The following is a 26027-nucleotide window of genomic DNA, read 5'->3' as shown; positions in this document are numbered from 1 at the left end:
CACACTTAAGAAAATCGGGAGCGAAGTTCTCTAACTCCCGAACTCAGGCGTTCTCCCACTCGAGTTCGACCCGCGTCCCGTCGGCCCGACAGGTCTCGAGGGCGTGTTTGGCGTCGTAGCCGGCCTCGTGGGCGCTCTTCCCGCGACCGACGCCGACCTGCATCTCGACGCCGACGGCGTCCGCGACGTGTGTGACCGCCTCCTCGTAGTCGGCGGTCCCGAGATCGGGGCAGACGACGATGACGTTGTCGCCGCCGACGAAGAAGGAGAGGCTGTCGTGGGCGTGGCGCATGTGGCGCATGAGTTCCGCATAGCCCTGCTCGATCTCGATGAAGGTGTCGAAGGCGTTGAGTTCGTCCGTGTAGTTGCCGGTCGCGTTGATCACGTCGAAGTGGGCGATCTGGACGTCCTCGTCGGCCCGGAACTCCTCGTCGATGGCCCGTCCCTCGAGACACTCCCGGCGGTCCTCGTCCTGTGCGCTGCCGGCGTCTTGCAGGCGTTCGGTCGCGTCCGACAGCGCCTGGACGGGACTGCGGCCGGTCGCGACGCCGAGACTGAGCGTCACGGGGTATCGGTTGCCGACCGACTCCTGGAGGAGCGCGTGGTCCTCCATCGAGCAGCCGTTCGTGACGGCGATGATGTTGTCGAACCGGGTGAAGAAGGTGTAGCCGTCGCGGTTGCCGACGAACTGGGAGATGTCGGCGTACAGTCGGGATTGCATGGTCTGGAGGTCCGCTTCCCGGCGGGGCTCCGGGGTCACGGTCCAGGGGCCGTAGTTGTCGATCTGAACGAGCGTTACCTGCGTGTTAGTCACTGTGAACGTTCCTTTCGAACGCCGTCGTATAAGTGATACGTAATCCAGATTCGTGATGGTACGGGCGCCCGATCAGGCGTGGACCTTCTCCGGGTCCTTGCCGTGTGGGTGGTACTTCCAGAAACCGCCCTCGCGCATCGCCGCGCCGACGGCCTTGTGCATGTCGACCATCGTCTCGAACTCCGCGGGTTCGACGTACTCGAAGATGTCGCTGAGCGCGACGACCGTCTCGTGGTTGATTCGGACGGGATAGTCGCCGTACTCCTCGACGAACTCGTCGCGCACCATCGGGAAGTCCTCCTCCTCGTCGACCTTGTCCGCGATGATCCGCATGTCGAACTTGCGCATCCCCTCGCTGCCCTCCTCGCCGTCGGGATCGACTGGCCAATCGTTGCTCATACCTCGACGTGTGTAGGGGTCCCGCAAAAGGATTTCTCCTCGTCGCCGTCACCGGCCGACCGAGTCGACATCGGCCAGCTCGAACCGTGCGCCGCCGGCCGCGCTCTCGGTCGCCGTCGCCGTCCAGCCGTGGGCCGCCGCGATCCGCTCGACGATCGCGAGCCCGAGGCCGGTCCCGTCCCCGTCGCTCGAGTAGCCGCTCTCGAAGACCCGCTCGCGTTCGTCGGGCGGGATTCCCGGGCCGTCGTCCGCGACGTAGAAGCCGTCCCCGCCCGCGAGGTCGCCGACCGTGATCGTGACGCCGGAGCGGTCCCCGTCGCCGTCGGGGCCCGCGGGGCCGACGTCGCTGTGATCCACGGCGTTGCGAAGCAGGTTCTCGAGCAACTGCTTGAGCCGCGCCCGATCGGCCCGAACGACGGCGTCGGTGTCGACCCGCAACGCGGCCGTCCCGGTGTCGACGTGATCCCAGCAGTCGTCGACGATCGCCGCGAGATCGATCGGCTCCGGGTCGGGCTGTGGATCCCGATCGCGCGCGATCGTCAGGATGTTCTCGATCAACACGCCCATCCGGTCGTGGGCCCACGCGACCTCCTCGAGGTGGGTCTCGTCACAGTCGCAGGTCCGGCGGGCCTGCTCGAGGCGGCCCTGCGCGACGTTTAGGGGGTTCCGGAGGTCGTGGGAGACGATGCTGGCGAAACGCTCGAGGCGCTCGTTCTGGGCCTTTAGCTCGCGCTCGCGTTCCTTGCGGTCGCTGATGTCCCGCAGGACGCCGACGGTCCCCTGAAAGCGGCCGTCCTCGTCGGAGGGCAGGATCGAGATGTGGTTCTCGTTGGGGCGTCGCCTGCCGTCTCTCGTGACCGTCTCCATCTCGAAGGAGGCGTGATTGCGGTCCGGATCGGCCAGCAGGGCCCTGATCTCCGCTTCGGCGGTGGCGATGTCGTCTTCGTCCATGATCAGCGAGACGTGTTCCCCAACCAGTTCCTCGGGTCGGTAGCCGGTCGTCGTCACCTCGCCGTTGCTCGGCGGGACGACCTTCGTGATGTAGCCCTCGGCGTCGAGTTGATAGGCCTCGTCCGGGATCGTCTCGAGGATCGTCTCGTACTCCTCGAGTTCGCGTTTGCGCTCGGTGCGGGCGGTGATATCGCGGACGACGCCGGCGACGCCGCGGTACGCGCCGTCCGCGAGGGGCAACAGCGAGACGTTGTCCTCACACCGAATCCGCTCGCCGTCGCTCGTCTCGATGGTGATCTCGTAGGTACACTGGCGGCCCTCGGTATCGGCGGACAGCAGCGAGCCGACGGTCGCTTCCCCGCGCTCGACGGACTCGTCGTCGAGCAGGAACGAGATCGGCTCGCCGACGATCTCGTCTTTCTCGTAGCCGGTCATCTCGGCGTAGGCGTCGTTGACGTAGGTGTAGCGTCCGTCGTCGCCGACCGTGTAGACCGGATCGCCAAGCGCCTCGATGATCGTCTCGTAGCGCTCGAGATCGCGTTCGCGTTCCTTGCGGTCCGTGATGTCCCGAACCGTACAGATGAGATCGCCGTTGCCCGTCGTCGACAGCGAGTGGGCCTCGACGAAGGTGGTGCCGTCGGCCCGGAGCCCGGTCGTTTCCCCATACCACTCGCCCTCGGCCATCACCGTCGGGATGATCTCCTCGTGGGCGGTCGCGACCTCGTCGTCCGGGTAAATCAGTTCCCAGTGTTCGCCGATCAGCTCCGCCGGCTCGTAGCCATAGAGGTCGGCGTAGGCCCGGTTTACGTAGACGAATCGGCCGCTCGAGTCGAGGATGCTGACCCCTTCCTGTGCGGTTTCGACGGCGTGGAGTTGTCGCTCGCGTTCCCGGCGGCGCTGGGCCGCCTCGACGGCGTCGACGACCGCGTCGGCGAGGGCTGCGTCCCGCTCCGGGTCGTCGGCCTTCCGCACGTAGTCGGTGACGCCGGCCGAAATCGCCTCGCTCGCGATCGCTTCCGAGCCCGAGCCCGTAACCAGCAGAAAGGGGATCGAGTCGACTTCCGAGCGGGCATCCTCGAGCAGCGCCAGCCCGTCGGCGTCGGGCAGGTCGTATTCGGAGACGATACAGTCGATCTCGCGGTCGACAAGGTACTCGAGGGCCTCGCTGGCGCTGGTGGCACTGAGCGTGTCGATGGCGACGTCGCGTCGGTCCAGCAACTCGGCGATCTTCACGGCCCACTGCGGGTCGTCGTCCACGCAGAGGACGCGGATCTCGTCCATCGAGACGCCCCCAGAGCGGGGCCCGTCCCGAATGCTCATGCCCCCTCTCTCGCGACGACGCGGATATAGATTGTGGCTGGCCGCTCGATCGCGACGGGCCGCCTCGAGGTCGCCACCCGGCGTCCGGAAACGGCGACGCTCGAGGCCCGCCGGGACGCGCCGCTCGGGATCGCTCGAGCGACCTCTCTTCCACCGCGCCAACAGTAGATATAAGTCCGAACAGCTAAACGTACTAACTGGAAGTCAGGCTCCGAAACAGGGGGCGCATCGAAATGCCCCGGGTGTCATAGCACCCGAGACTGGCTTCCAAATCCCCCACTGGGATTCGGTTGCCATGATTACGTTACTACTTCCGGGATATAAACGTCCCGCACGACGCACAAATCGCCCGACGCGACGAGTCTCGACGCTGCGCGCCGCACGCGGTGATCGCGATGGCTAGGGACCGCTCGAGCGACCGGGAGTCGGACAACGACTGGTCGCTGCCGGACTGTCCCCGCTGTGGCGAGCCGGTGACGGTGTCGGTCGTCACCGGCCCCGACTCGAGTACCCTCCAGCCCTGTGGCTGTTCGGTGCCGCCGGCGACGTTCGTAGGCTTCGAGTAGCCGGGTCGGCTCGAGCCTCGGCGGTCAGCCGGCCGGTCGGCCGTCGCGGGCGAATCCACCATTCGACACACCACCTCTCCGTCGGCATCGTCGGTCGGCCGGTCGGTCCGTAAGCGGGGCTCGAGTCTCGATTTTTCGGATGGCCCTCGCCTCGAGCGGTGCTACTGGGTACTGACAGGAGCTATTCGCCGACGGCCTCCTCGACGATCTCGATTTCCTCGTCGGTCAGCCCGTACAGTTCGTAGACGATCTCGTCGATCAGCTCGTCGGTCTTTTCGATCTTTGCCTCGAGTTCCTCGGCACGTTCTTTCGTCTCGAGATAGTGCCCCAATTCGGTGTCTACACTGTCTATCTCAGGAAGAGTAAGCGCTTTCAGCCGGTCTACAGGAGAATTGGTTTTTGTTGCAGTCTCTCGGAAGTTCGCAAAACCGTTGGCTTCTTCTACGGCAACAGGGACAAACACTTCGATGAGATCGGCCTCAAGCTCGCCGAGATCAGTTAGACGGAATGCTTCGATAGGATCGGTTTCAGTGTAGCCCCATCGGTCAGTTTCATAGTCCGATTCATTGTCTGGCTTGTAGCGAGCAGTAGCGGTAACAACAACGGTATCATGGCTTGGCCGTCGAATCTCAACACAACCAATACGGAGATTATCACGTTCTTCCGCAGTCTCGTAGAGAATCGAGTCAGTCGGTGCGGTCTTCGGTGGTTGGTAGAAGCCAGCGTTATCAAGTGAAGGACCTTCCGAATAGTTCGCGAGATACTCAAGTGGATCTAGCGTTAATGAATCTAGGATGTCATTATGAGACATGATTTTCTCAGATAGATGGCAAAGCCACTCATGCTGAACATCAAATTCAGCCTCCTCGGAAAACAGTGTTTGAACGATTTGCTCGCGGTCTATCACTCCCTCTAAATACTCGATGTATGACTCTTCGATTTCGTTAGGGATCGATTCGTCAATATTGATGTCTTTATTTCCTCTCGCGATTGAGAAAGGATAGAGATATTCACTTCGAAACGTGTAGTATCCTCCTCTAAAGGTTGATCCTGTATTAACCATGAAAAACCAGAAGATGTTACTATTCAATAACGCGAGGACGTATTTCGGATCCAAGCTACAGTTTTCCTCAAGCGGGATCCCCTCTATGTCTGTGTTATGATATATGCTGCCTGGCTTTAGCGTAAATTCCGGCTGATTACCGAGTCGTGGCGTGATTATGTATTCTCTTTCGTAGTCCAGTAGATTCTTCGGATAGACGTAATCCCACCACTGGTCATGGTCCATCTTTCCGCTTTCTCTTTGACGTAGTGTTTCTTCGTGGCTGCAAAGATACTCGTATGTTTTCGGATACTTCTGTTCTAGCCGTTGTTTCGAGACGAACTCCGCTTCGGAGTTGTCCTCGGAAATCTCATATGGGAAGATAACTTTCAAACGGGGATCGACCCGGCGATAACGGTCGGAGTCGTTCCCTTTGAGCATCGGTTTGAGAAGTCCTGTTTCCAGCGTGTGTGTCTCATTAGTTTCTTGATTCTTAACAGTAATCTCACCATCATCCGGCTCACTTACTGGTTCCAAAATGTAGACGGCATCTGCACTGGTAGCAATGCCCTGAAACACTTTTTCACTGACTTCTTGTAGCTCTGGGCCTGCGTCAGCGACTGTTTCGAGGACACTAGCGACCCTTGCGGAGTTGAATGCCCACGAGTCAGCACCGTAGTCTGCTCTGATCGTGTTTAGTTCAATATTCTCGGAGCCTTCCAGTACTTCAGTATCAACTTCCGTATATTCGAACTCTTCTTGAGGTGATTTCGAGAGGAACAGCAAACATGTGTAGATCGTAGCTGCTTCGAACACCTGTGAATCCCCGAATGAGACGATCTTCTTGAGTGCGTTATGTTCCGAGAGATATTCCCTCAGACCTTCCCCGAAATTCCCTTGGAAGAATTTGTGAGGTTCGATATAACCGAGGTTGCTACTATCACTTAGCAACTGATGTCCTTTTTCGGTAAAGCATACGTAGAGATCGAAATTCCCGGTTGCAGACTGATACGAGTTAGTGAGATAATTCGCTTGCTCGGGGACGGTTTGTCGTAGTTCCTGTATTTTCACGTATGGTGGGTTCCCAATTACGGCGTCAAATCCTGCCCCCTCACGCTTCTCCCCATCATCGTCGAAGAACACCTCAGGGTACTCCAGCTCCCAGTGGAAAAAGGCCTCGTCGCTGCTCATCGACTGCGCCGTCTGGAACCACGGCTCCTCGCGCATCTCGGCCCACGCCTCGTCGTCGTCGATCGCCCGCGCCAGCCGCTCGTAGGCCCCCTCGGGCACGTCCAGATCGAACTGCTCGGCGGTGTGGACGTTCGCCACCTCGAACAGCCGCTGGTAGAACGCGTCGCCCCGCACCTCGTCGTAGATCTCCTCCATCGACTTGACGTCCTCGAGCGACTCGTTGTCGATCTCGAGCAACTCCTGCATGCGCTCCATGACGTGTTCCAGCGTGTCCTGGCGAACGCGGGCCAGCGCCTGCTGCAGCGTCAACTGCCCGTCGTCGTCGGCGTGCTCGCTCGAGAGGACCTCGGTCACGTCCGAGCCGACCAGCGAGTTGCCCGCCTTGAGGTGGTGATCGAGGAAGGCAAGCGGTTGGTCCGCAGCGAGGGTCTCGAGCCACATCGAGAGCTTCGCGAGTTCGACGGCCATCCCGTTTAAGTCGACGCCGTAGATACACTCCTTGGCCACGTCCCGGCGCACCCGCTGCTCGTCGAAGGCCGTCGCCTCCTCGAGTTCGCGCACCTCCTCCATGACCTGCTGGGCCAGGTACTCCGTCGCCCGCGTGAGGAAGTGGCCGCTGCCCATCGCCGGATCCAGCAGCTTCAGGTCCGTCACCCGCCGGTAGAACGCCCCCAGATACTCGTGAGTACCGGGCTCGAAGCCCTGTGACTCGAGGTCGTCTTTGATCTCCTCGACCAGCGGGCCGACCGTCTCCTCGACGATGTAGGTCACCACGTAGTCCGGCGTGTAGTAGGCCCCCGTGGCCTTGCGCTCGCCCTCGTCGTTGACGACGTAGAGTCCGCCCTCGTCGACGGTTTCGACCGCCTCCGCCACCGATACCTCCGTGGCGGGTTTCCAGACCTGCCCGCCGTCTGCCGCGACCGCGGCGTAGTCCTCGGCCGCGATCCGGAACTGATGCTCGAGCAGCCCCTCGTAGACGCTGCCCAGATGCCGCGTGTCGAGGTCGGCGTAGTCGGCCAACACGTACCGTCCCTCGTCGTTCTCCGTCGTCGAAATCCGGTAGATGACCTCCGCGAGATAGCGGTTGCTGACCTCGTGGTCGGCCAGGAACTCGTGTTTGTCCCGGTTGAACAGCCCGCCGTTGTACGGCGGAATCCCCAGCGATTCCTCACCCTCGTCGATCAGCCGGAACAGGTCCTCGAGGCGGCTCCACATCGTCGTCGAGTGGTCGCTGTAGGCGTCGGCAAAGCCCTCGTCGACCTCGCCGATCTCCTCGTGGATCTCGAGGCGCAGTTCGTCCAGACTGAAGTTCTCCTCGTACTCCGCGACCGCGTCCCCGCCCTCGGGGTGGATCAGCCCGCGCGATTCGGCATAGAGGACGAACATCAACCGATACAGCAACACCAGCGACTGCTCTTTCAGTTCCGCGAGCCCGTCGTCGTCCCCGGGCTCGATGGCAAGGTCGTTCGTCTCGGCGAAGCCCCGACCCAACACTCGCAACGCGGTGAAGACGTTGTCCTGCAGGTCCTCCCCGAGTTCCTGGGCGACCGTCTCGCTTTCGGACCGGACCGAATCGAGGAAGGTCGTCCCCCCGGACTCGCGAAACGCTTCCGGCCGGAAGAACAGGTAAAAGTACTTGAACGCCTCGAGGTCGCCGCGCTCGAGCAGTTCCGGCAGATCGATCTCGTAGTAGGTCTGGGTCTCGTAATCCTTCGTCCCGTAGAGTCGCCACTTGCGACCGTTGGTCAGGACCCCCCACTGGATCCGCTCGGGCGTCCGCTCGAGGTAGTGTTTGATCTGGTGGGAAGCGTTGCGATACGGCCGTTGATCGCTGAAGCGAGTCGTGAAGTCGGCGTCCCACTGCTTGGCCTCGACCAGCCCCACGCCGCGGTCGAACAGGTCGGTCGTGTCCTCGGTGCTGAGATAGACTTCCGCGGCGTCACGGCGGGCCTGAGTGTCCTCGAACAGCAACACGTCGACGTAGCCCCCGCCCTCGGGCAGCGTCGTCTCGACGTTCGTTCCGAACCCCAGAATCTCCAGCACCTCGTCGATCCAATTGTCGATCAACGGATCTTCCTTGTAGCCGTCGACCAGTCCAGACTCGAGATCGTACAGGTCCTGCAGTTCCTCGAGGGCCTCGCTCGCGGCGGCGTCGCAGTCCCACTCCTCGCGGTCTTCGATCCGCTCGTCGAGATAGTAGCCGGAGAAGAGATTCGAGTTCGCGTACGGGCGGTCCGACAGCGTCGCCTGACTCATGGCTGTCCCCTTGAATTGTCACCTGAAGAAAGCTCCGGTCGCTGGAGTCGCTCGAGCGCCACCGGTCGCGAACGGCGAGTCAGACGCGGACGAACTCGAGGGGGTGTACACCCAGAACTGGACGGAAGCGATGACCATGGGAAACGGCTGACGAACACGCAGCCCGACGGAATGCGAGTAGTAGCGACGTATCCGACTACGTCAGAAACGGATCGATCGGTGTGCGGCCTCAGTCGTCGGCCGTCTCTTCTGCCTGCTCGCCCAGCACTTCTTCGCGGTGTTCGTCCAGCAGCGGCGCGCGCCCGCGGGGCGTGGGCTCGGTCTCGCTCATCTTGATCGGGTTGCCCGCGATCTCGACGTCGGTGTCGGCTCCGGGCTGTTCGACGGGCACGAGCATGTCGCGTGCGTGGACGTGGTCGTCTTCGAAGATCTCCTCGGTGGTCTGGACGGGCGCGGCCGGGACCCGGCCCTCGAGCTGGCCGACGAGTTCGTCGTTGGTCTGCTCGAGTGCCCACTCCGAGATCTCGCCGCGGAGGTGATCGCGGCTCTCGAGGCGTTCGGCGGTCGTGGGGTACTCCTCGGCCAAGTCCTCGCGACCCATGATGTCACAGAGTTCGGCCCAGTGGTTGTTGTTGAACGCGGCGATGACGGCGTAGCCGTCGTCGGTCTCGAAGGCGTTGTAGGGAAAGAGCGTGGGATGGGAGTTGCCCCGTCGGGTGGGGGCCTCGCCGGTGTAGGACTGCTGGTAGATGGCGCGCTCGGTGAAGCTGAGCATCGAGTCGTACATCGCGGTGTCGACGTACTGGCCCTCGCCGGTCTGTTCGCGGTGGTTCACGGCGGCGAGAATCCCGATGCAGTTCAGCGTCGCGGTGAAGAGGTCGCCGACGCCGGGGCCGGTCTTGGTCGGCGGGCCGTCGGGCTGGCCGGTGGTTTCCATGACGCCGCCAAGCGCCTGCGCGATGAGGTCGAAGGAGGGCTGGCCCTGGCGGTGGGTTTCGCCGGTCCGCGGGTCGCCGAAGCCCCGAATCGAGGAGTAGATGATATCTTCGTTGTACTCCGTGAGGGTCTCGTAGCCCAGATCGTACTTCTCCATCGTCCCGGAGCGGTAGTTCTCGACGACGATGTCTGCCTCCTCGACCAGCGAGAGGAAGTCCGCGCGGTCCTCCTCGTCGCCTAAGTTCAGCTCGATGCTCTTCTTGCCGCGGTTGACGCTCTGGAAGTAGCCCCCGTAGGCTTCCTCGTCGGGGTCGTCGACGAACGGCGGGTTCGACCGGATCATGTCCCCGCCCGGCCGCTCGATCTTGACCACGTCCGCGCCCATGTCCGCGAGCAACATCGTGCAGTACGGCCCGGCAAGCACCTGGGTCAGATCCAGCACGCGAAGGTTCGAGAGTGCGCCCATGTCTGTACGCCCCCCTTTCCAAACCAGTACCAAAACCCTTACCATCGATTATGTAGTTGGTGGCAGGTACCGAGGGCTGAGTGAGCATCACCCATTGGGACGGTCTTAGGATCTTTAAGGAGTATTATCATGGAAGATCATTAGGTTTATACACCGGTCGCTCATGAGTCCGAGTACGATGTCCCAAACGGTCGTCCTCGGCGTGATCGGCTCCGATGCCCACGTCGTTGGCATCACAATCCTAGAGCAAGCCTTCAGCGCAGCCGGCTTCGATGTCGTGAACCTCGGTGTCCAGACCTCCCAGGAGGAGTTCGCCGAGGCCGCTAAAGCCCACGACGCCAGCGCTGTACTCGTCTCCTCGCTCTACGGACACGCCGAGCAGGACTGTCAGGGATTCCAAGGCGTTCTCGAGGACGCGGGCGTCGACGCGGTCACCTACATCGGCGGCAACCTCGCCGTCGGGCAAGACGAGTTCGAGGAAACCCGTCGGACCTTCCGCGAACTCGGTTTCGACCGCGTCTTCGATTCGGAAACCGATCCCGAGGACGCGATTGCCGCGCTGCGCGAAGACCTCCAGATCACACCGACGGAGTCGGAACGCGCTACTATTAGTTCCTAGATGATACGAGACGAACGTATTCCGTCCGACGAGCTACGGCGTATCGACGAGGAAATTCGATCTAACTGGCCGACGGGCGAAGACGTCGACTTCGAGGAGGCCATCGAGTACCACGAATCGCTGCCCGACCACAAGCGATTCGCCGACGTCCTCGAGTCGGCCGACAAGCCACTTCTGCAGCCACGAGCCGGCGTCCCCCGGCTCGACGATCAGATCGAACTCCTGCGATACCTCCACGAGGAGGGACAGGCGGATCTCCTACCGACCACGATCGACTCCTACACCCGGGACAACGAGTACGAGAAGGCCCAGCAGGGGCTGGACAAGGCCCTCGAGACGGGCGACGACACGCTCAACGGGTTCCCCGCCGTCAATCACGGCGTCGACGGCTGTCGACAGCTGATCGACGCGGTCGACGCGCCGATCGAGGTGCGCCACGGGACGCCCGACGCCCGCCTGCTGGCGGCGATCACCTTCGCCGGCGGCTTCCAGAGCTTCGAGGGCGGCCCGATTTCCTACAACATTCCGTACACGAAGCGCCACGGGCTCGAGGAGACCATCGAGAAGTGGCAGTTCGTCGATCGACTCGCGGGAGCCTACACCGAACGGGGCGTGCGGATCAACCGCGAGCCGTTCGGCCCCCTTACCGGTACCTTGGTCCCGCCGTCGATCGCGATCGCAGTCATGCTGGTCGAGGGGAAACTCGCCGCCACGCAGGGCGTGCGCTCGATCACCCTCGGCTACGGGCAGGTCGGTAACGTCGTGCAAGACGTTGCCGCCCTGAACGCCTTGAAGAAGCTGGGCAACGAGTATCTGCCCGACGAGGTCGTCGTCACGACGGTCTTCCACGAGTGGATGGGCGGCTTCCCGCCGGACGAGGCCCGCGCCAACGGCGTGATCAGCCTCGGCGGCATGACCGCCGCCATCGCCCAGCCCGACAAGGTCATCACCAAGTCCCCACAGGAGTTCCAGGGCGTCCCGACCAAGGAGGCCAACTCGGCCGGCCTGCGCACCACGCGGCAGGTCATCGACATGGCCATCGAGCAGAAAATCGACATCGATGGCATCGAGGAGGAACAGGACCTCATCGAGCGCGAGACCCGCTGTCTGATGGACACCATCTTCGAACACGGCGACGGCGACGTCGTTCAGGGGACGCTCAAGGCCTTCGACTCGGGCGCACTCGACGTGCCGTTCGCACCCAGCGACAGCGCGAAAGGAGCCGTCCTCCCCGCACGCGACGATGACGGTCGCGTCCGCATCTTCGAGTGGGCCGACCTCGAGATGGACGAGGACATCAAGGAGATTCACAAGGCCCGACTCTCCCGACGTGCCGACACCGAGGGCCGCGATCAGTCGTTCCGCATGGTCGCGGACGACGTCGACGCGATCAGCGACGGAAAGCTCATCGGCCGACCGCAGTCACAGCCACAGGGTGACGTCTAAATGGAGATTACAGGAATCCACGCCACGCCCGGCTACTCCGGGTTCTTCTTCGACGATCAGCGCGCGATCAAGCAAGGTGCCGAACACGACGGGTTCACCTACGAGGGCGAGCCCGTTACCGACGGCTTCGACGAGATTCGCCAGGCCGGCGAGTCGATCATCGTCGACATCGAACTCGCCGACGGGACCGTTGTCCGGGGCGACTGCGCCGCGGTCCAGTACTCCGGTGCCGGCGGGCGCGACCCGCTGTTCAAAGCCGAAGAGTACGCCCCCGTCATCGAGGGCCCCGTCGCCGACGCACTCGAGGGCCGGGACGCCACCGACTTCCTCGACAACGCCGAGTCCCTCGAGCAGTTGGAGGTCGACGGTGACCGGCTCCACACCGCGATCCGCTACGGCGTCTCGCAGGCCTTACTCGCCGCCGCGGGGTCGGCCACGGGGAAGACAAAGACGGACGTGATGGCCGACGCACTGGGCACCGAGCCCGCCACGGAGCCGGTGCCGGTCTTCGGCCAGTCCGGTGACGACCGGTACAACAACACCGAGAAGATGTTCGTCAAGGGCGTCCCCGTCCTGCCCCACGCCCTGATCAACAGCGTCGAGAAGATCGGCGAGGACGGCGAAGTGCTGCTCGAGTACGTCGAGTGGCTGGTCGAACGCTCCCAGGAACTCGGCCCGGAGGGCTACGACCCCCGCTTCCACATTGACGTCTACGGCATGATCGGCGAGATCTTCGGCGCGCCCTACGACCGCGACGAGGTCGTCGACTACTTCGCCGACCTCGAGGCAGCCGCCGCGCCCTACCCGATCCAGATCGAGGGGCCGATGGACGTCGGCAACCGTGCCGACCAGATCGACGCGATGGTCGAACTCCGCGAGGGACTGAAAGATGCCGGCGTCGACGTCGACATCGTCGCCGACGAGTGGTGTAACACCTTCGAGGACGTGCAGGCGTTCGTCGATTCGGGGGCCGCCGACCTCGTGCAGGTCAAGACCCCCGACCTCGGGGGTATCCACCGCAGCGGGCAGGCGGTCCGCTACTGCGAGGGAACCGATACCCGCGCCTACCTCGGTGGGACCTGCAACGAGACCGAAACCTCGGCGCGAGCCTGCGCCCACGTCGCGCTCGCGACCAACGCCGCACAGGTGCTGGCAAAGCCCGGCATGGGCTTCGACGAGGGCTACATGATCGTCGAAAACGAGATGCGACGGACGATCGCCCGCCGGGAACGCGAACAGTTAGCGACCGACACTGACGAGGTGACTGCAGATGACTGACTGGACAGATCCGGACACGTTCGCACAGGCGCTCGAGGAAGTCGAGACCAAGGAGAAGGGCAACTGCTTCGAGGACTTCGAGGAGGGCGATATCATCGAACACGACCCCGGCCTCACGCTCACCCAGTTCGGCAACGAACAGTGGATGAGCCAGACCCTGAACCACGACCCCGCCTACTGGCGCAGCGACGCCGCCGCAGCGCGTGGTTTCGACGAACCGCCGGTCCACCCGGACTATCTGACCGCCGCGACGCTGGGGATCACCGTCGAGGACCTCAGTGAGAAGGGCGGCTACTTCCTCGGGCGGACCGACGTTCGATTCCCCGAGGCACCCGTCTACACGGGCACCGAACTCCACGTCGAGAGCGAGGTCGTCAACACGGCGACCTCGAGTTCCCGACCGGAGTACGGCATCGTCTCCTGGCGCACCCGCGGTACGGACGCCGAGACCGGTGACGTTCTCTGTTCCTACGAGCGGACGAACATGATTCCGCGCCGCGAGCCGATGGCCACGGACGGGAGCGGCGCTGCGGCCGCCGAAGGCGAGGACGAACCCACACTCCCCGACGAGTTCATCGCACCCGAAGGGGGCTACTTCGAGGACTTCGTCGCGGCCCTCGAGGACGCCGACGACGAGAACGCCGCCGTCGCCTATCGCCACGAGCGCGGTCGCACGCAGGACGACGTGACCGTCGCCTCGCTGCCGCTGTCGACGCTCAACACTGCCAAACAGCATCACAACGTCGACGTCATGTCCGACTCGCCGTCGGGCAACATCGTCACCTACGGCGACGTGACCCGGTCGACCGCGCTGGGCCATGCTCGCTCGGACGAGCAAACGTGGCGCGAGGTCGGCTTCGACGACGAATCCTTCCACACGTTCGTCGCCGTCGGTGACACCGTCTACGCCTTCACGCGCGTCCTCGAGGCCGAGGACGACGCCTCGAGCGACGCGGCCGGCACCGTCCGGTTCCAGCACATCGCGTTCAACCAGAACGACGAACCCGTCTACTCGGGGACGCGGACGGCCGAGATCCGAAAGCGTTCTAACTAACACGATCGATTATCACAAACGACCGCGGACAATCACGAACTCAGATACGAACACATGACTGACGACATCCGACTCTGCCGTACGTTCCAGACTGCACCGGCCGCCGTTCCAAAAGACGACTCCGCGAAGTACCTCGTCTCCGCGCTCGAGGCCGAGGGCTTCCAGGCACCCGACTGGCTCGTCCCCGACATGGAGGACGGCACCGCGCCGAACATGAAAGCCGAGGGGCTCGAGAACACCATCGAGAAGGTTCCCGAGTACGACTTCCCCGGCGAGATCTGGCCCCGCGTCGAGTGGAGCTACGAGGACGCGGAGTACCGCGAGAAGGGCCGCGACCAGATCGACCAGCTCGTCGCCGAGATCGGCGACGAGATCGACGGCGTCGTCGTCCCCAAGGTCGGCCGCCTCGAGGACGTCGAGCGCGCCGCCGAGGTCGTCGCCGAGGCCGAGTCCGAGTACGGCTACGAGGACGGCTCCATCGGCCTCTCGATCATCATCGAGACCGGCCGCGCCCGCTCGGATCTGCGTGAGATCGCCAAGTTCGGCGAGGACTCCCGGCTCACTGGACTGGTCTTCGGTCCCGTCGACTACGCCGCCGAACTCGGCGGCCGCGACCTCGGCGACGGCATGCCCCGCTGGGACGGCCTGCTCGAGGCGCTCTCGAACGAGGCCAGCGCCGCCGGCCTCGTCTCGATCGGCGGCCCCTTCGACGACCTGTTCAAGGAACGGGCCGGCCTGACGTTCTACAACGCCGACGACTACGCGGATCAGGTCGAACACGAGGCCCGGCTCGGGCTCGACGGCTCCTGGTCGCTCTATCCCAAACAGACCCTGCAGGCAAACACCGTCCACATGCCCACGCCCGAGGAACTCGAGCGCGACGTGAGCAAGATCGAGCGCTTCAACGCGGCCAAGGCCGAGGGGACCGGTGCGGTCACCCTCGACGGCCAGATGGTCGACGAGGCCACGTTCAAGAACTTCCGTAACACGGTCCAGCAGGTCCGCGCGATCCACGAGATGCGCCCCGGCCAGACCGAGGAGTACTACGACGAGGACCTCCTCGAGCGCACGCTCGATCTCGAGCTGTCCTACGAATAGGACCTCGAGTCCGGCGGTACTGCGTCGCGACCCGACCGTCTCTGATTTCTTCGCCGCGTCTGTTCTCGAGCAACCGGACGAAGCGTCCGTACGGAGATCCGGGTGGGCTATGACTCCGCTATAGTAGCCACTGAAAGTCATTGCACACCTGATCGCACGACTGCGTCGCGATCAGTGTGTAAATCGTTTCAGTGGCTACTATAGTATCTCGAGGACTGCCTCGAGAGTGGACCACGGGACGGCCTTTCTTTCGAAACGCTCTTCTCGAGTACTAGAATAGACGCGTTATGGAGACCGACCCCGAATTCTTGCTCGAAACCTCCGAATTTACCGACGTGTTGAACGATATCGGTGCGATCGTCTCGCGGGATTTTTCGGAGGACGAAGTGCAAATGGTCTTTCTCAACGAGGGATACTTCCAACTGTTAGGGTACGAGCGGGTCGGGACGGACCTCCGGAGCGAATACGCGGTTCCGAGTGGCTACGTCGACTACATCACGTCCGGAAAGGGGAATACGATCCGAGACACGAAGACGGTCGTATACGAGTTCAAAGGACCAGAGCGAACGTTAGAGAACCATCTCGATCAGCTGAACGGATACATCGACGACACCGGTGCTAAGTTCGGCGTGCTAACGAACGGGCTGCAGTTGCAACTCTACCAGAACGATCCAACTGGACCGAAGAAGATACTCGACTTCGAGTTGGAGGCAGCGACCGAAACGGAAGCGAGTGCCATCGTTCTGTTCCTGGGATACTGGAGTATTCAGGAACAAAACATCAAACCAGTCGCGGAAAAGACGGCGAAAGAGGTCGTCGATTCGATACCCGAAGACCTACACATCGATTTCTCGGAAGCCGGCGTCGAACTGTTTGCCGAACACCTCGCTCGGTATTTGAAGCGGGAATTTGAGAAGGAACCGCGCTCCTGAGTCGATGTACCGATGCGCTCGCCGAACGAAGCCTGAGATGGCGAAACCAACACCCGAGCGCGGCCGTTTCACTCGCTGATTCAAATCCATCTTGACGCTTTGCTCCTCACGTCCGTTCATCTTGAGAACGGAGTTCTCACGGGCGTTCGCTCGCATTACTCGCGAACGCGTCGCAAAAGCGGTGGGGATGGGATTTGAACCCATGAGGCTTGACAGCCACCTGCTCTCAAGGCAGGCGCGTTGGGCCGCTCTGCCACCCCACCTCACCTATCGCTTCCGCACACGCTCAAAAAGGGTTGTCGGTCTACGCGCGCTCGAGTCCGCCGTCCTCGCCGACCCGAAGCCCCAGTTTGCCCACGAGCGCCGCGGTCGCCTCCGCACTCGGCCGACCGGCCGCGCGTCGTGCCTCGAGGCCGGCGATGGTCTCACGGAGTCCGGCCGGCGTCCGGATCGTCGGCAGCATCGGTGCGAACCCGACGCCGAGGCCGGCGTCGGCCCCTCGTCGAGCCAGCGTCGACAGTTCGGGCGGCGTGTGGGCGTCGGTGAAGTCGATCGGCTCGGAAAAGCCCGCGAAGTAGACGCTGCCGCCGGTCGAGGGGCCAAGGACGACGTCGTCCCGGCGCAGCGACATCGCCGCGCCGTCGATTTCCGTCCGGTTGACCAGCGGTGCCGTCGGTTCGAGGACGCCGACGCTCTGGGCCCCCTCCTGCTCGAGCAGGTGAGTGACCGTGTTGCCCACGCGAGCCGAACGGCTCGAGCCGACCTGTCGCTCGAACCGGACCGCGGCGTCCTCGCCGAGGGCCTCGACGACCAGCGCCCGGACCTCGGCCTCGGGGTCGCCGTCGGCGTGGGTTTCGGGGAGGGTCCCGGCGTCACGGTAATTGACCAGGAGGTCGCCCCCGCTCGAGGCGACGGCCCGGCAGATGTCGGCGACGGCGGCTTCGTAGAGGGACGTGGCCTCGGAGTCGGTCAGCGGCGACTGGTCGGCGAGCGCGGACAGGACGAGTCCGTCCCGCGGCGGGTCGACCGGAACGACGACGATCATGGCCGGTACTCCGCGGTCGCGGTCCTTGAACGCGGCGCTTCCCGAGGGTGGGTACCGGCGTCGAAAGACCACGAATTATAGTGGGGGAGTGCGTGCGAGTCGGTATGGACGAACGTTCGATCGCTGGACTGGTCGCGACGGCCGTCATCGCCGCGCTGGCGGTCTTCGGCCTGTACGGGTTCACAACCGGCTATCTGCTCGACTCGCCCGGCGAGTACCTCGCGCCGTCGATGGGCGTCCTCGCCGTCGCCGCCGTCGCCGTCGCCGCGCTGATCGCCTCGGGGGTCGGCTCGGGCCGCTGGCGCGAGAACCCCTACTGGTAGCGCCGTTCGATCATCGCCGCTTCCTTACCGTTCCTGTCGCCCCTTCGTCTGCCGATAGTCAGACGCCATCAGCTCGACGAACGCCTCGAGCCAGTTCTGGGTCTGCTCGGCGGTCTGCTCGCGGGGCTCGATCATCGGGACGAGTTCGAAGCCCCGACCCCGGATCCGCCGCGCGTGAGCGTCCGGGAACCCGAGGTCCGCCGCGGGCGTCGTGGTGTACTCGCGGCCGAGTTCCGAGAGCGTGCGCTCGCCGACCGGAATCAGGATCTCGGGGTTTATCATCCGGATCTCGGCGCTGAGATACGGCTCGCAGGTGTCGATCTCCGCGTCGGTCGGTCGGCGGTCGGGGTCGCGACAGCGCGTGAGATGCGTCACGTAGACGTTCTCGAGGGCGGGCGCGTCGGCCGGCGAGGCGACGGCACAGAGGCCGAGTCGCTCGAGCATCCGTCGGAGCCCACCGTCGCCGTCGCTGCCGCCCGCGCCGGCGAAGGGGACGCCCGTTTCGTCGGCCCGTGCGGTCGGCCGCTCGCCGACGAACAGGAAGTCCGCAGCCACGTCGCCGTAGCCGTGGACGACCCGCTCGCGCGTCTCACAGAGCGCCGGACAGTTCCGGCAGTCCTCGTCCATGCCGTAGGGGTTCGCTCGAGACCGTTGATTCGCGTCCACAGTGGCCCCTCGAGGCGGATCGACAAAAGCGCCGCGCCGAGCGATCGGCCGCGATCGCCGCTGTCCGCTCAGCGGCCGAGGCCGCCGCGCTCGTTGACCTCGAGAATGAACTTGACGTTGCGGACGATCTCCTCGGGCGAGGTCTCTTCGTCCTCGTCGTAGAGGTCGCTGGTCCGGTAGAGGATGTTCGCGAGCTGTTTGCTCTCGCTGGTCTCGCCGCGGACGTCGTCGGCGATCTCCCGCAGCCGGTCTACGCGTTCGGGATCGGGCTCGAACTCGTCAGCCCCGGCGCCGTCCGCCTCACTGCCATCGGTCATCGGTCGGGGGAGGCGGCCTCGTTGCGCCGGCTCTGGGAGATCGCCTGTCGGTGGACGATCCCGGTGTTGTTGGCGACGTTCTCGGTGATGGTCCGGACGGCGTCGCTGGTCGCGTCGTCGTCTTTCAGCACCGTCGGCTTGCCGCCGTCGCCGCCCTCGCGGACGGCCGGATCGAGCGGGATCGAACCGAGGAACGGCAGTTCGTGTTCCTCGGCGAAGTCCTCGCCGCCGCCGGAGCCGAAGATATCGTGTTCGCCGCCACAATCGGGACAGGCGAACGTCGACATGTTCTCGGCGATCCCCAACACGACGGTGTCGTGTTTGGCGAACATCTCGAGGCCCTTGCGGGCGTCGTCCAGCGCGACGTCCTGGGGCGTCGTGACGATGACCGCGCCGGTGACGGGCATGGTCTGGAGCATCGTCAGTTGGGTGTCGCCGGTCCCCGGCGGGAGGTCGACGACGAGGTAGTCGAGATGGCCCCACTCGACGTCTTCCGTGAGTTGGGTGATGACCTTGTGGACCATCGGACCGCGCCAGATGACGGGGTCGTCCTCGCCGGTCAGGAATGCCATGCTCATCAGCTTCACGCCGTACTTCTCGGGCGGGACGAGCGTCTCGTCCTCGGTGGCCATCGGCGGCTCGTCGGCGTCGACCATCCGCGGCACGTTCGGCCCGTAGACGTCGGCGTCGAAGAGGCCGACTCGAGCGCCGAGTTGCGAGAGTCCGGCCGCGAGGTTGACCGCGACGGTCGACTTGCCGACGCCACCTTTCCCGGAGGCGACGGCGATGACGTTCTTGACGTTCGGCAGCACCTGATCCTCGCTCGTGAGGTCGTCGCGGTCCGGGACGCTGGCGGTCAGGTCCGGCTCGAGGCCCTCGGCGGTCAGGACCTCGCGTACCTCGGCGGCGATGTCGCTCTCGCTCGGGGAGTAGGGAGCGCCGAGTGCGAGATCGATCGCGACCTCGTCGCCGTCGACCGTGATGTCGTTGACCAGTCCGAGCGACACGATATCGTCGCCGAGTTCCGGATCCTCGACCGTCCGGAGGCGGTCGCGAACGGCGGCTTCGTCCATGTCGGTAGGTTCGTCCGACGGTCGAAAAGGGTTGTGTTCACCGGAAGCGGCCGTCGCCGCCGGGCTCGAGGGAGCGACGGCGACGTGGAGCGGTGGATCGCGAACGGGTCGCTTACTCTCGCATCGCCTCAAACCAGTCGACGGCGAAGTCGACGAGTGGACGCTGCTCGAGCAGTTTTGCGTCGCCAACACCCACCTCGCCGGTTTCGAACGCGTCCGGGTGGGCACGTTCGAAGGCCTCGCCGCAGTCCGGGAAGTCGCCGTCGTCGATATCGAGGTCCGCCCACTCGATCCACTCGCGTTCGCCGTCGACGACCACTGCGCTGGCGTGGCTCGTCTGCTCGAGGTCGATGTCGGCGCGATACTCGGCGAGATGCAGCGAGGTGTTCGTCGCGTGAGTAGTGCCCAGAAACAGGATCCGCCCCTCGAGTTCGTAGAGCCGGGCGAGCGGCGACGATTCGCCGAGCGAGTCGTCGTACGGGTGTTCCTCAGTAACGAACTCGGCGTCGGCCCCCCACGCGGCGAAGGAGTGTTGTGGGTGGGCGCTCCGGCGGACGCCGGGATACGAGCGGAAGCATTCGGCGATAGCGCCCATCCCCTGGGTCGGCGTCACGGCGGGTCGGTACGGCGGCATTTCCTCGCGGATCGTCTCGTACCAGGCGTCGGGCACCGGCGGGTGTCCCATGTTCGTGGGGTCCCTGTTGCCGGGCGAGTGCGTCGGCATCACGAGGGTACCGTCTTCGCCGATCACGCGCTGGAGGGCGTCGACTACGGCGGGGGCGCCGCCACAGACCCACCCCAGGGCGGACAGCGAGCCGTGGACCAGCACCGTCTCCCCCGCCGTCACGCCGAGATCGCGTAGATCCGTCGTCAGCGACTCGACCGTAATCGGCTCCGACGATCGCGCTTCGGGAAGCGGATCGCTCATGGATCGACGTGATCGGGTCGCGACATAAGTTTCGTGGCGGGACGGCCCTCGGGCGCGCCGTTCGACGCGGTCACCGCATGAAGTCGAACCGCGGCCCGCCGTAGGTCGGCGGCTCCGGCTCGAGTTCGACCCCCTGCTCGTAGCGGACGAAGTTCAGATAGAACGGGCGGCCACAGCCCGCGACCGGCTCGCCCTCGAGGTCGGTGACGGGGCCGTCCTCGCCGCAGACGAACTCGATCCCGTCGGCCGATTCGCGGTCGGGATCGTCCGGGCTCGCGTACTCCCAGCCCGGCTGGCGGACTTTGGTGACCGACCGGTCGGCCAGATCCGGCGGCCGCTCGAGGCTGACCATGGCGTTGCAGTGGGGACAGGTGTAGCGGACGGTGACGGTCATGGGGCGGGCTAGGGGCTGAGGCAACCTATACCGTTCGCCGGTGGCCGATATCGGTTCCGAACGGTTTCCCCGCTCGCGCTCCGATGCTCTGCTATGACCGAGTTCGACCCCGAGAAGTTCGAGGAAAAGTACGTCTACTACTTCGAGGAACTCGAGGCGGCCTACTCCGAGGCCTACCAGCAGCTTCACGGCCGGTACGACTCGACGATCCTCAAAGCGATCGACCGACAGGTGTTGAGCGAGAGCGAGCCGTTCTACGAAGGGAACGGTGAGTTCCGCGTCGAACTCCCGGAGAACCCGCGGGAGCGAGTCGGGCCGGCCGCCGACCACGAGCAGTTCGACGTCGTCCTCGAGACGCTCGTCGATCGGATCGAAGCCGAGCTGCGGAATCAGTTCGAGTTCGACGAGACCGAGTGACGGCGGGGCGAGCATCCAACTGAGAGTACCCGGAACACCTTTCCCGCTCACGGAAAACCGTGTAGGTATGATCGACGAGACGGCCGAGGAGATCCGGGAGATGCAGACCCACAGTTCCTCGGTGGTTGCGGTCCGTGCCGCCCAGGCCCTAGCAGAGTTGACCGAGCGCGAGTTCGCCACCGTCGAGGAGTACGTCCGCGCCCTCGAGCGCAACGGCTCCGTGCTGCGGGGGGCAAACCCCTCCCACGCCTCCCTGCAAAACGCCGTTCGGGACGTCGTCGACGCCGTGACCGACGCCGACCCGGACGACGTCGCGGCGGCCCAGCGCCTCACCAACGAGCGGATCGACGCGGTCGTCTCGCGGATCGAGTCCGGCAAGCAACTGGCCGCCGAAAACGCCGTCGACGTCCTCGAAGACGGCGCGACGCTTTTGGTCCACGACTACTCCTCGACGGTTCAGGCGGCCCTCGAGCAAGCGACCGACGCGGGCAAGACCTTCGAGGTGTACGTCACCGAGGCCCGACCGCGGTATCTCGGACGCAAGACCGCGCGGGAACTGGCCGCCATGGACGGCGTCGACGCGACGCTGATCACCGACGGCGCACATGGGATCTACCTCGAGGAGTGTGACCGGGTCGTCGTCGGCATGGACTGTATCGTCGACGAGACGCTGTATAACCGGGTCGGGACCTTCCCGCTCGCGTCGACGGCCGACCGACTCGACGTGCCGGTCACCGTCCTCGGGGCGTCCTCGAAGATCGTCGCCGAGGGGTTCGTCTTCGAGAACGAACACCGGCCCGGCAGCGAGGTAATGGCCGAACCAGCCGACGGGTTCGCCGTCGAGAACCCCGCCTACGATGCCACTCCGGTGGACCTGCTCGAGAGCGTCGTCACCGACGAGGGCCGCCAGCAGTTCTGAGTCCGGACCACGTCGCCTCGCCCCCGGTACTACTCCCGCCAGAACCGTCGGTACAGCTGGTAGTCGTCACGGTGTGACAATAGCCTATGTCTTTCCTTGTCATACACCCCGTATGCGTCTCATACAGGTCTTCGTGCCGCAGGGCGAGTTGGATCTCGTCCTCGAGACGGCGGACGAAGCCGGTGTCGATTACAGCGTCTCCCGGGATACGGACCGCGGCGAGTTCGAGGCCGTCGTCTCGATTCCGCTTTCGCCGTCAGGTGTCGAACCGCTGCTGTCCGATCTCCGAGACGCGGGCCTCGACGAACGGTCGTACACGGTCGTCACGGCGGCCGAGGTGATCGTCTCGAGTCGAACCGACGCCGTCTCCGGGTCGGCTTCCGGGACGCGGATCTCCCGGGAAGAACTCCGGGCACGAGCGGCCGACCTCGCGCCCGCGGCGTCGACGTACTTCAGCCTGCTCGTCGTGAGTACGGCGATCGCGACGGCGGGACTGTTGCTGGACTCGGCGGCGACGATCATCGGCGCAATGGTCGTCGCCCCGCTGATGGGGCCCGCACTCGCGGCGAGCGTCGGCGTGATCGTCGACGACGAGTCGCTCGCGACGCGCGGCGTCGTCCTGCAGGGGGCCGGGCTGGTCGTCGCGATCGCGACGGCGGCGCTGATCGGGTGGGCACTCAGGGGGACGGTGTTGCTTCCGCCGGGACTCGACATTACGACGGTGCCCCAGATCCACGAGCGGATCACGCCGAACGTTCTCGCGTTGTTTCTCGCGCTGGGCTCGGGCGTGGCCGCCGTCGTCAGCCTCACTCGGAACGTCGGCTCGGTCCTCGTCGGCGTTGCGATCGCCGTCGCGCTCGTTCCCCCCGCCGCCACCGCGGGGCTCGGAATCGCCTGGGGGAACCCGGAAGTCGTCGTCACCGCCGGAACGCTCGTTCTCGTGAACATGCTCTCGATCAACCTCACGGCGCTGTTGCTGCTGTGGGCGTCCGGCTACCGACCGCACCGGGCCGCGGACATCGAGCGCGTCTACGGTCGCCTTCGCTCCCGAATCGTCGTCCTCCTCGTGGCGATCGTCGTTCTCTCCGTCGTCCTCGGCGGCGTCACGTACGGGACGTACCGCACTGCCGCCGTCGAACACGATGCGAAGACCGAACTCGAGGCGATGAGCGACGAGGGGCAGACGGACGGGACTGGCCTGTTCTTCCGTGAGAGCGACGTCGACTACGAACTCATCGACGTCTACACCGGCGATCGGCCCGTCATCACCGTTCTCGTCGAACGACCACCGGGTGAGCGGCTCCCGGGCGATTTCGCCGACGACGTCCGCGACCGGCTGGAGGCGGCGGTCGGCGTCGATCTCGAGGTCGTCGTTGAACTGGTCGATACGCAGCGAAGCGGCTGAGGGGCCTACTCGCGCTCCCCGAACGTCCGCGGCGAGCCTTCGGTCGGGGCCGCCCATGCGACGGCGTTGCGTAGGACGCGCTGAACCGCCTCGTTCTCGTAGATCGGATACGTCTCGTGGCCCGGCCGGAAGTAGAAGATCCGGCCGTTTCCTCGCCGGTAACAGCAGCCGCTGCGAAACACCTCCCCGCCCGCGAACCAGCTGACGAACACCAGCCGGTCGGGTTCGGGGACGTCGAACGGCTCGCCGTACATCTCCGTCTCGGGGAGGGCGATCGATTCCGCGAGGCCGTCGGCGATCGGGTGGCCGGGATCGACGACCCAGAGCCGCTCCGTTTCGCCGTCCTCGCGATACTGTAAGCGACAGGACGTTCCCATGAGCCGTGTGAACGGCTTCGAGTAGTGAGCCGAGTGCAACGGAACGAACCCCATCCCCTCGAGGACCTGGTCCCGGACCCGCTCGGCGACGCCGTCCGCGACCTCGTCGTGGGCCTCGTGGCCCCACCACAGGAGGACGTCGGTCGCCGCGAGGACGTCCGCGGTGAGCCCGTGGTCGGGTTCGTCGAGCGTCGCGGTCCGGACATCGTGGTCGGCGGCGAGGGCCTCGGCGATCGTCTCGTGGATGCCGTTGGGGTAGACCGCCGCGGCGTCGCTGTCCTCCCGTTCGTGGCGGTACTCGTTCCAGACGGTGACTGCGACCATGACCGGGCGGTCGGGGCTCGAGTCCTTAGCACGCTCGGTCAGTGCGCTGACTGGTCATCCGAATGATGTCATTTATTCACTGAATGGAGAAATTCACGCAAAAATAATATAGTAAAACCCGAAGTGCAAAACGCTCACACGCATTAATCGGTCATAACCCTTATTTTGGTCGCCGACCGCTTCTGCCTATGGAACGGGATCGAACACAAGCGACATCGAAACGGCACCTTTCTCACTGCGAGCCGTTCGCCGATGCGACGGGATCGGGGGTTGGACGATGATCGGCGGCGGAATCGGGGTTGGCGTCGTCGGTCTCGGCGGGATGGGGACCCTCCACGCGCGCAGCGTCCGCGACCTCGGTGCTGAGGTCGTCGCCGGCGCGGACCTCGTCCCCGAGCAGCGCGACCGCTTCGCCGAGGAGTTCGGCGCACGGACCTACGAGACCCACGACGACCTCCTCGAGGACGAAGCGGTCGACGCCGTCATCGTGACGACGCCCAACCGGTTCCACGAACCCATCGCCGTCGCGGCCCTCGAGGCCGACTGCGACGTCCTCGTCGAGAAACCGCTCGCACACACCCTCGAGAGCGCGGAACGGATCGCCGAAGCGGCCGCCCGCGCGGACGGGATCTGCATGGTCGGCTTTCACAACCGCCACGCCGCATCGATGGCCATGTTCGACGAACAACACGCCCGCGGTCGGTTCGGCGATCTCACCCACGTCGAGGCCGACTACGTCCGCCGGCGCGGCGTCCCCGGTCCCGGCTCGTGGTTTACCGATTCCGAACTCGCCGGCGGCGGTGCCCTTCTCGACATCGGCGTTCACGCGCTCGATCTCGCGCTCTACGCGCTCGATTTCCCCGACATCGCCGAGGTCAGCGGCGTCACCCGGACCACGTTCGGGACCAGCGAGGAGTACGCCGACCCCGAGGGCTTCGGCGACAACTGGGACGCCGAGGCCGAGACCTACGAGGTCGACGACTCCGTCAGCGCCTTCATCCGGACCGACGACGGGCGAACCATCTCGCTCGAGGCCGCGTGGGCGACCAACCGCGAGGAGAGCATGGACTTCAAAGTCCGCGGCACGGCGGCGGGCGCCCAGTTCGACATCGGCGACACGAACCTGCGGATCCTCGAGTCCGGTACCGCCGGTGCCGACCACTACACCGACGTGGACATGACCGGCGATTCGGCGATGACCGGCTACGCCGAACAGGACGCACAGTTCCTCGATGCCGTCTCGTCGGGGACGACGCCGGAGTCGAACACCGTCGAGGAGGCCCTGACCGTCCAGCGGGTCATCGACGCCATCTATCGCTCGAGCGAGTCCGGACGGTCGGTGACGCTTGCGGAGTCGACGCTGACGGACGCCGAGATCGAGCGGGCAACGCGGCTGGAGTGATCGGTTCGATCGTTCTGCGGTCCGATTTCGGCGGGTAGAATCGTCCGTCAGTCGGACGCTTGTTTCGAG

25 protein-coding genes and 1 tRNA gene are annotated in these 26027 nt (G+C 64.6%); 13 read left to right on the top strand and 13 right to left on the bottom strand.

Annotation, left to right across the window (positions count from 1 at the left end; translation table 11 throughout):
* Positions 1–43: 43 nt before the first annotated feature.
* The 3 genes from NP511_RS03690 to NP511_RS03680 all read right to left on the bottom strand — a co-directional run bounded on the left by NP511_RS03690 (position 44) and on the right by NP511_RS03680 (position 3484).
* Positions 44–814 (bottom strand): GTP cyclohydrolase III, encoded by a 771-nt coding sequence (locus tag NP511_RS03690; RefSeq protein WP_006648960.1) that lies wholly within the window; start codon positions 812–814, stop codon positions 44–46.
* Positions 815–886: 72 nt separating this feature from the next.
* Positions 887–1213 carry a DUF5785 family protein gene (locus NP511_RS03685; protein WP_006181792.1) on the bottom strand — a complete coding sequence of 109 codons (327 nt, stop codon included), beginning with the start codon at positions 1211–1213 and terminating at the stop codon, positions 887–889.
* A 48-nt stretch (positions 1214–1261) separates the two neighbouring features.
* Complete coding sequence (locus tag NP511_RS03680; RefSeq protein ID WP_084158218.1) at positions 1262–3484, bottom strand: PAS domain S-box protein; 2223 nt, start codon at positions 3482–3484, stop codon at positions 1262–1264.
* A gap of 33 nt (positions 3485–3517) precedes the next feature.
* Here NP511_RS03680 and NP511_RS03675 point away from each other — a divergent pair, with 33 nt between their 5' ends.
* Both NP511_RS03675 and NP511_RS03670 read left to right on the top strand, forming a co-directional pair.
* Positions 3518–3652: a hypothetical protein gene (locus NP511_RS03675; protein ID WP_257720301.1), complete on the top strand. Its 135-nt coding sequence runs from the start codon at positions 3518–3520 to the stop codon at positions 3650–3652.
* Between the two features lie 227 nt (positions 3653–3879).
* A complete protein-coding gene (locus NP511_RS03670; RefSeq protein ID WP_211249080.1) occupies positions 3880–4050 on the top strand; it encodes a hypothetical protein in 171 nt (56 codons plus the stop codon).
* A gap of 181 nt (positions 4051–4231) precedes the next feature.
* Here NP511_RS03670 and NP511_RS03665 read toward each other — a convergent pair whose 3' ends face one another.
* Together NP511_RS03665 and mct are read right to left on the bottom strand one after the other, a co-directional pair.
* Entirely contained in the window at positions 4232–8539 is a 4308-nt protein-coding gene (locus NP511_RS03665) for an Eco57I restriction-modification methylase domain-containing protein (RefSeq protein WP_049964458.1), read from the bottom strand.
* Between the two features lie 229 nt (positions 8540–8768).
* Entirely contained in the window at positions 8769–9941 is a 1173-nt protein-coding gene (mct, locus tag NP511_RS03660) for a succinyl-CoA:mesaconate CoA-transferase (RefSeq protein ID WP_049964457.1), read from the bottom strand.
* A 163-nt stretch (positions 9942–10104) separates the two neighbouring features.
* Between mct and glmS the strand changes: the two genes are divergently transcribed.
* From glmS to NP511_RS03630, 6 genes are all read left to right on the top strand, one after another.
* Positions 10105–10560 (top strand): methylaspartate mutase subunit S, encoded by a 456-nt coding sequence (gene glmS, locus NP511_RS03655; RefSeq protein WP_006648954.1) that lies wholly within the window; start codon positions 10105–10107, stop codon positions 10558–10560.
* Complete coding sequence (locus NP511_RS03650) at positions 10561–12006, top strand: methylaspartate mutase subunit E (RefSeq protein ID WP_006181785.1); 1446 nt, start codon at positions 10561–10563, stop codon at positions 12004–12006. It abuts the gene before it with no gap.
* Complete coding sequence (locus NP511_RS03645; protein WP_049964456.1) at positions 12007–13284, top strand: methylaspartate ammonia-lyase; 1278 nt, start codon at positions 12007–12009, stop codon at positions 13282–13284.
* Positions 13277–14338 (top strand): 2-methylfumaryl-CoA hydratase, encoded by a 1062-nt coding sequence (gene mch, locus NP511_RS03640; RefSeq protein WP_049964455.1) that lies wholly within the window; start codon positions 13277–13279, stop codon positions 14336–14338. The genes NP511_RS03645 and mch overlap by 8 nt, the downstream gene beginning before the upstream one ends.
* 54 nt (positions 14339–14392) lie before the next feature.
* Positions 14393–15436, top strand: a complete 1044-nt coding sequence (citE, locus tag NP511_RS03635) for an L-malyl-CoA/beta-methylmalyl-CoA lyase (protein WP_049964454.1) — start codon at positions 14393–14395, stop codon at positions 15434–15436.
* Positions 15437–15723: 287 nt separating this feature from the next.
* Entirely contained in the window at positions 15724–16368 is a 645-nt protein-coding gene (locus tag NP511_RS03630; protein WP_049964453.1) for a type I restriction enzyme HsdR N-terminal domain-containing protein, read from the top strand.
* 179 nt (positions 16369–16547) lie between these two features.
* On the opposite strand, the gene NP511_RS03625 is transcribed toward NP511_RS03630, so the two are convergent.
* Positions 16548–16631, bottom strand: a tRNA-Ser gene (locus tag NP511_RS03625).
* Positions 16632–16672: 41 nt separating this feature from the next.
* Positions 16673–17413, bottom strand: coding sequence for a hypothetical protein (locus NP511_RS03620; protein ID WP_049964452.1), 741 nt, complete (start codon positions 17411–17413; stop codon positions 16673–16675).
* Between the two features lie 104 nt (positions 17414–17517).
* On the opposite strand from NP511_RS03620, the gene NP511_RS03615 reads away from it, so the two are divergent.
* Positions 17518–17736 carry a hypothetical protein gene (locus NP511_RS03615; RefSeq protein WP_049964451.1) on the top strand — a complete coding sequence of 73 codons (219 nt, stop codon included), beginning with the start codon at positions 17518–17520 and terminating at the stop codon, positions 17734–17736.
* Between the two features lie 24 nt (positions 17737–17760).
* Here NP511_RS03615 and NP511_RS03610 read toward each other — a convergent pair whose 3' ends face one another.
* From NP511_RS03610 to NP511_RS03590, 5 genes are all read right to left on the bottom strand, one after another.
* Positions 17761–18363, bottom strand: coding sequence for a uracil-DNA glycosylase (locus tag NP511_RS03610; protein ID WP_049964450.1), 603 nt, complete (start codon positions 18361–18363; stop codon positions 17761–17763).
* A gap of 107 nt (positions 18364–18470) precedes the next feature.
* The gene (locus NP511_RS03605) at positions 18471–18719 is read right to left on the bottom strand and encodes a DUF7976 family protein (protein ID WP_049964449.1); all 249 of its coding nucleotides are present in this window, start codon (positions 18717–18719) and stop codon (positions 18471–18473) included.
* On the bottom strand, positions 18716–19792 hold the full coding sequence (locus NP511_RS03600; protein ID WP_049964448.1) for an Mrp/NBP35 family ATP-binding protein: 1077 nt from the start codon (positions 19790–19792) through the stop codon (positions 18716–18718). The genes NP511_RS03605 and NP511_RS03600 overlap by 4 nt, the downstream gene beginning before the upstream one ends.
* Positions 19793–19904: 112 nt before the next feature.
* The gene (locus NP511_RS03595) at positions 19905–20720 is read right to left on the bottom strand and encodes an AAC(3) family N-acetyltransferase (RefSeq protein ID WP_049964447.1); all 816 of its coding nucleotides are present in this window, start codon (positions 20718–20720) and stop codon (positions 19905–19907) included.
* Positions 20721–20790: 70 nt separating this feature from the next.
* Complete coding sequence (locus NP511_RS03590; protein ID WP_049964446.1) at positions 20791–21114, bottom strand: DUF7969 family protein; 324 nt, start codon at positions 21112–21114, stop codon at positions 20791–20793.
* A gap of 93 nt (positions 21115–21207) precedes the next feature.
* Between NP511_RS03590 and NP511_RS03585 the strand changes: the two genes are divergently transcribed.
* From NP511_RS03585 to NP511_RS03575, 3 genes are all read left to right on the top strand, one after another.
* A complete protein-coding gene (locus NP511_RS03585; protein ID WP_049964445.1) occupies positions 21208–21531 on the top strand; it encodes a DUF5783 family protein in 324 nt (107 codons plus the stop codon).
* A 67-nt stretch (positions 21532–21598) separates the two neighbouring features.
* A complete protein-coding gene (locus tag NP511_RS03580; RefSeq protein ID WP_049964444.1) occupies positions 21599–22450 on the top strand; it encodes an eIF2B alpha/beta/delta subunit family protein in 852 nt (283 codons plus the stop codon).
* A gap of 112 nt (positions 22451–22562) precedes the next feature.
* Positions 22563–23855, top strand: a complete 1293-nt coding sequence (locus NP511_RS03575) for a TIGR00341 family protein (protein WP_049964443.1) — start codon at positions 22563–22565, stop codon at positions 23853–23855.
* Between the two features lie 5 nt (positions 23856–23860).
* Here NP511_RS03575 and NP511_RS03570 read toward each other — a convergent pair whose 3' ends face one another.
* Positions 23861–24556, bottom strand: a complete 696-nt coding sequence (locus tag NP511_RS03570) for a ThuA domain-containing protein (protein WP_049964442.1) — start codon at positions 24554–24556, stop codon at positions 23861–23863.
* Positions 24557–24833: 277 nt separating this feature from the next.
* Here NP511_RS03570 and NP511_RS03565 point away from each other — a divergent pair, with 277 nt between their 5' ends.
* Positions 24834–25958, top strand: a complete 1125-nt coding sequence (locus tag NP511_RS03565) for a Gfo/Idh/MocA family protein (RefSeq protein WP_049964441.1) — start codon at positions 24834–24836, stop codon at positions 25956–25958.
* Positions 25959–26027: the final 69 nt, after the last annotated feature.

The organism is Natrinema thermotolerans (assembly GCF_031165565.1).
Lineage (GTDB): Archaea > Halobacteriota > Halobacteria > Halobacteriales > Natrialbaceae > Natrinema > Natrinema thermotolerans.
The sequence above is the reverse complement of the archived record's forward strand: the minus strand, read 5'-3'. Positions and strand labels throughout refer to the sequence as shown.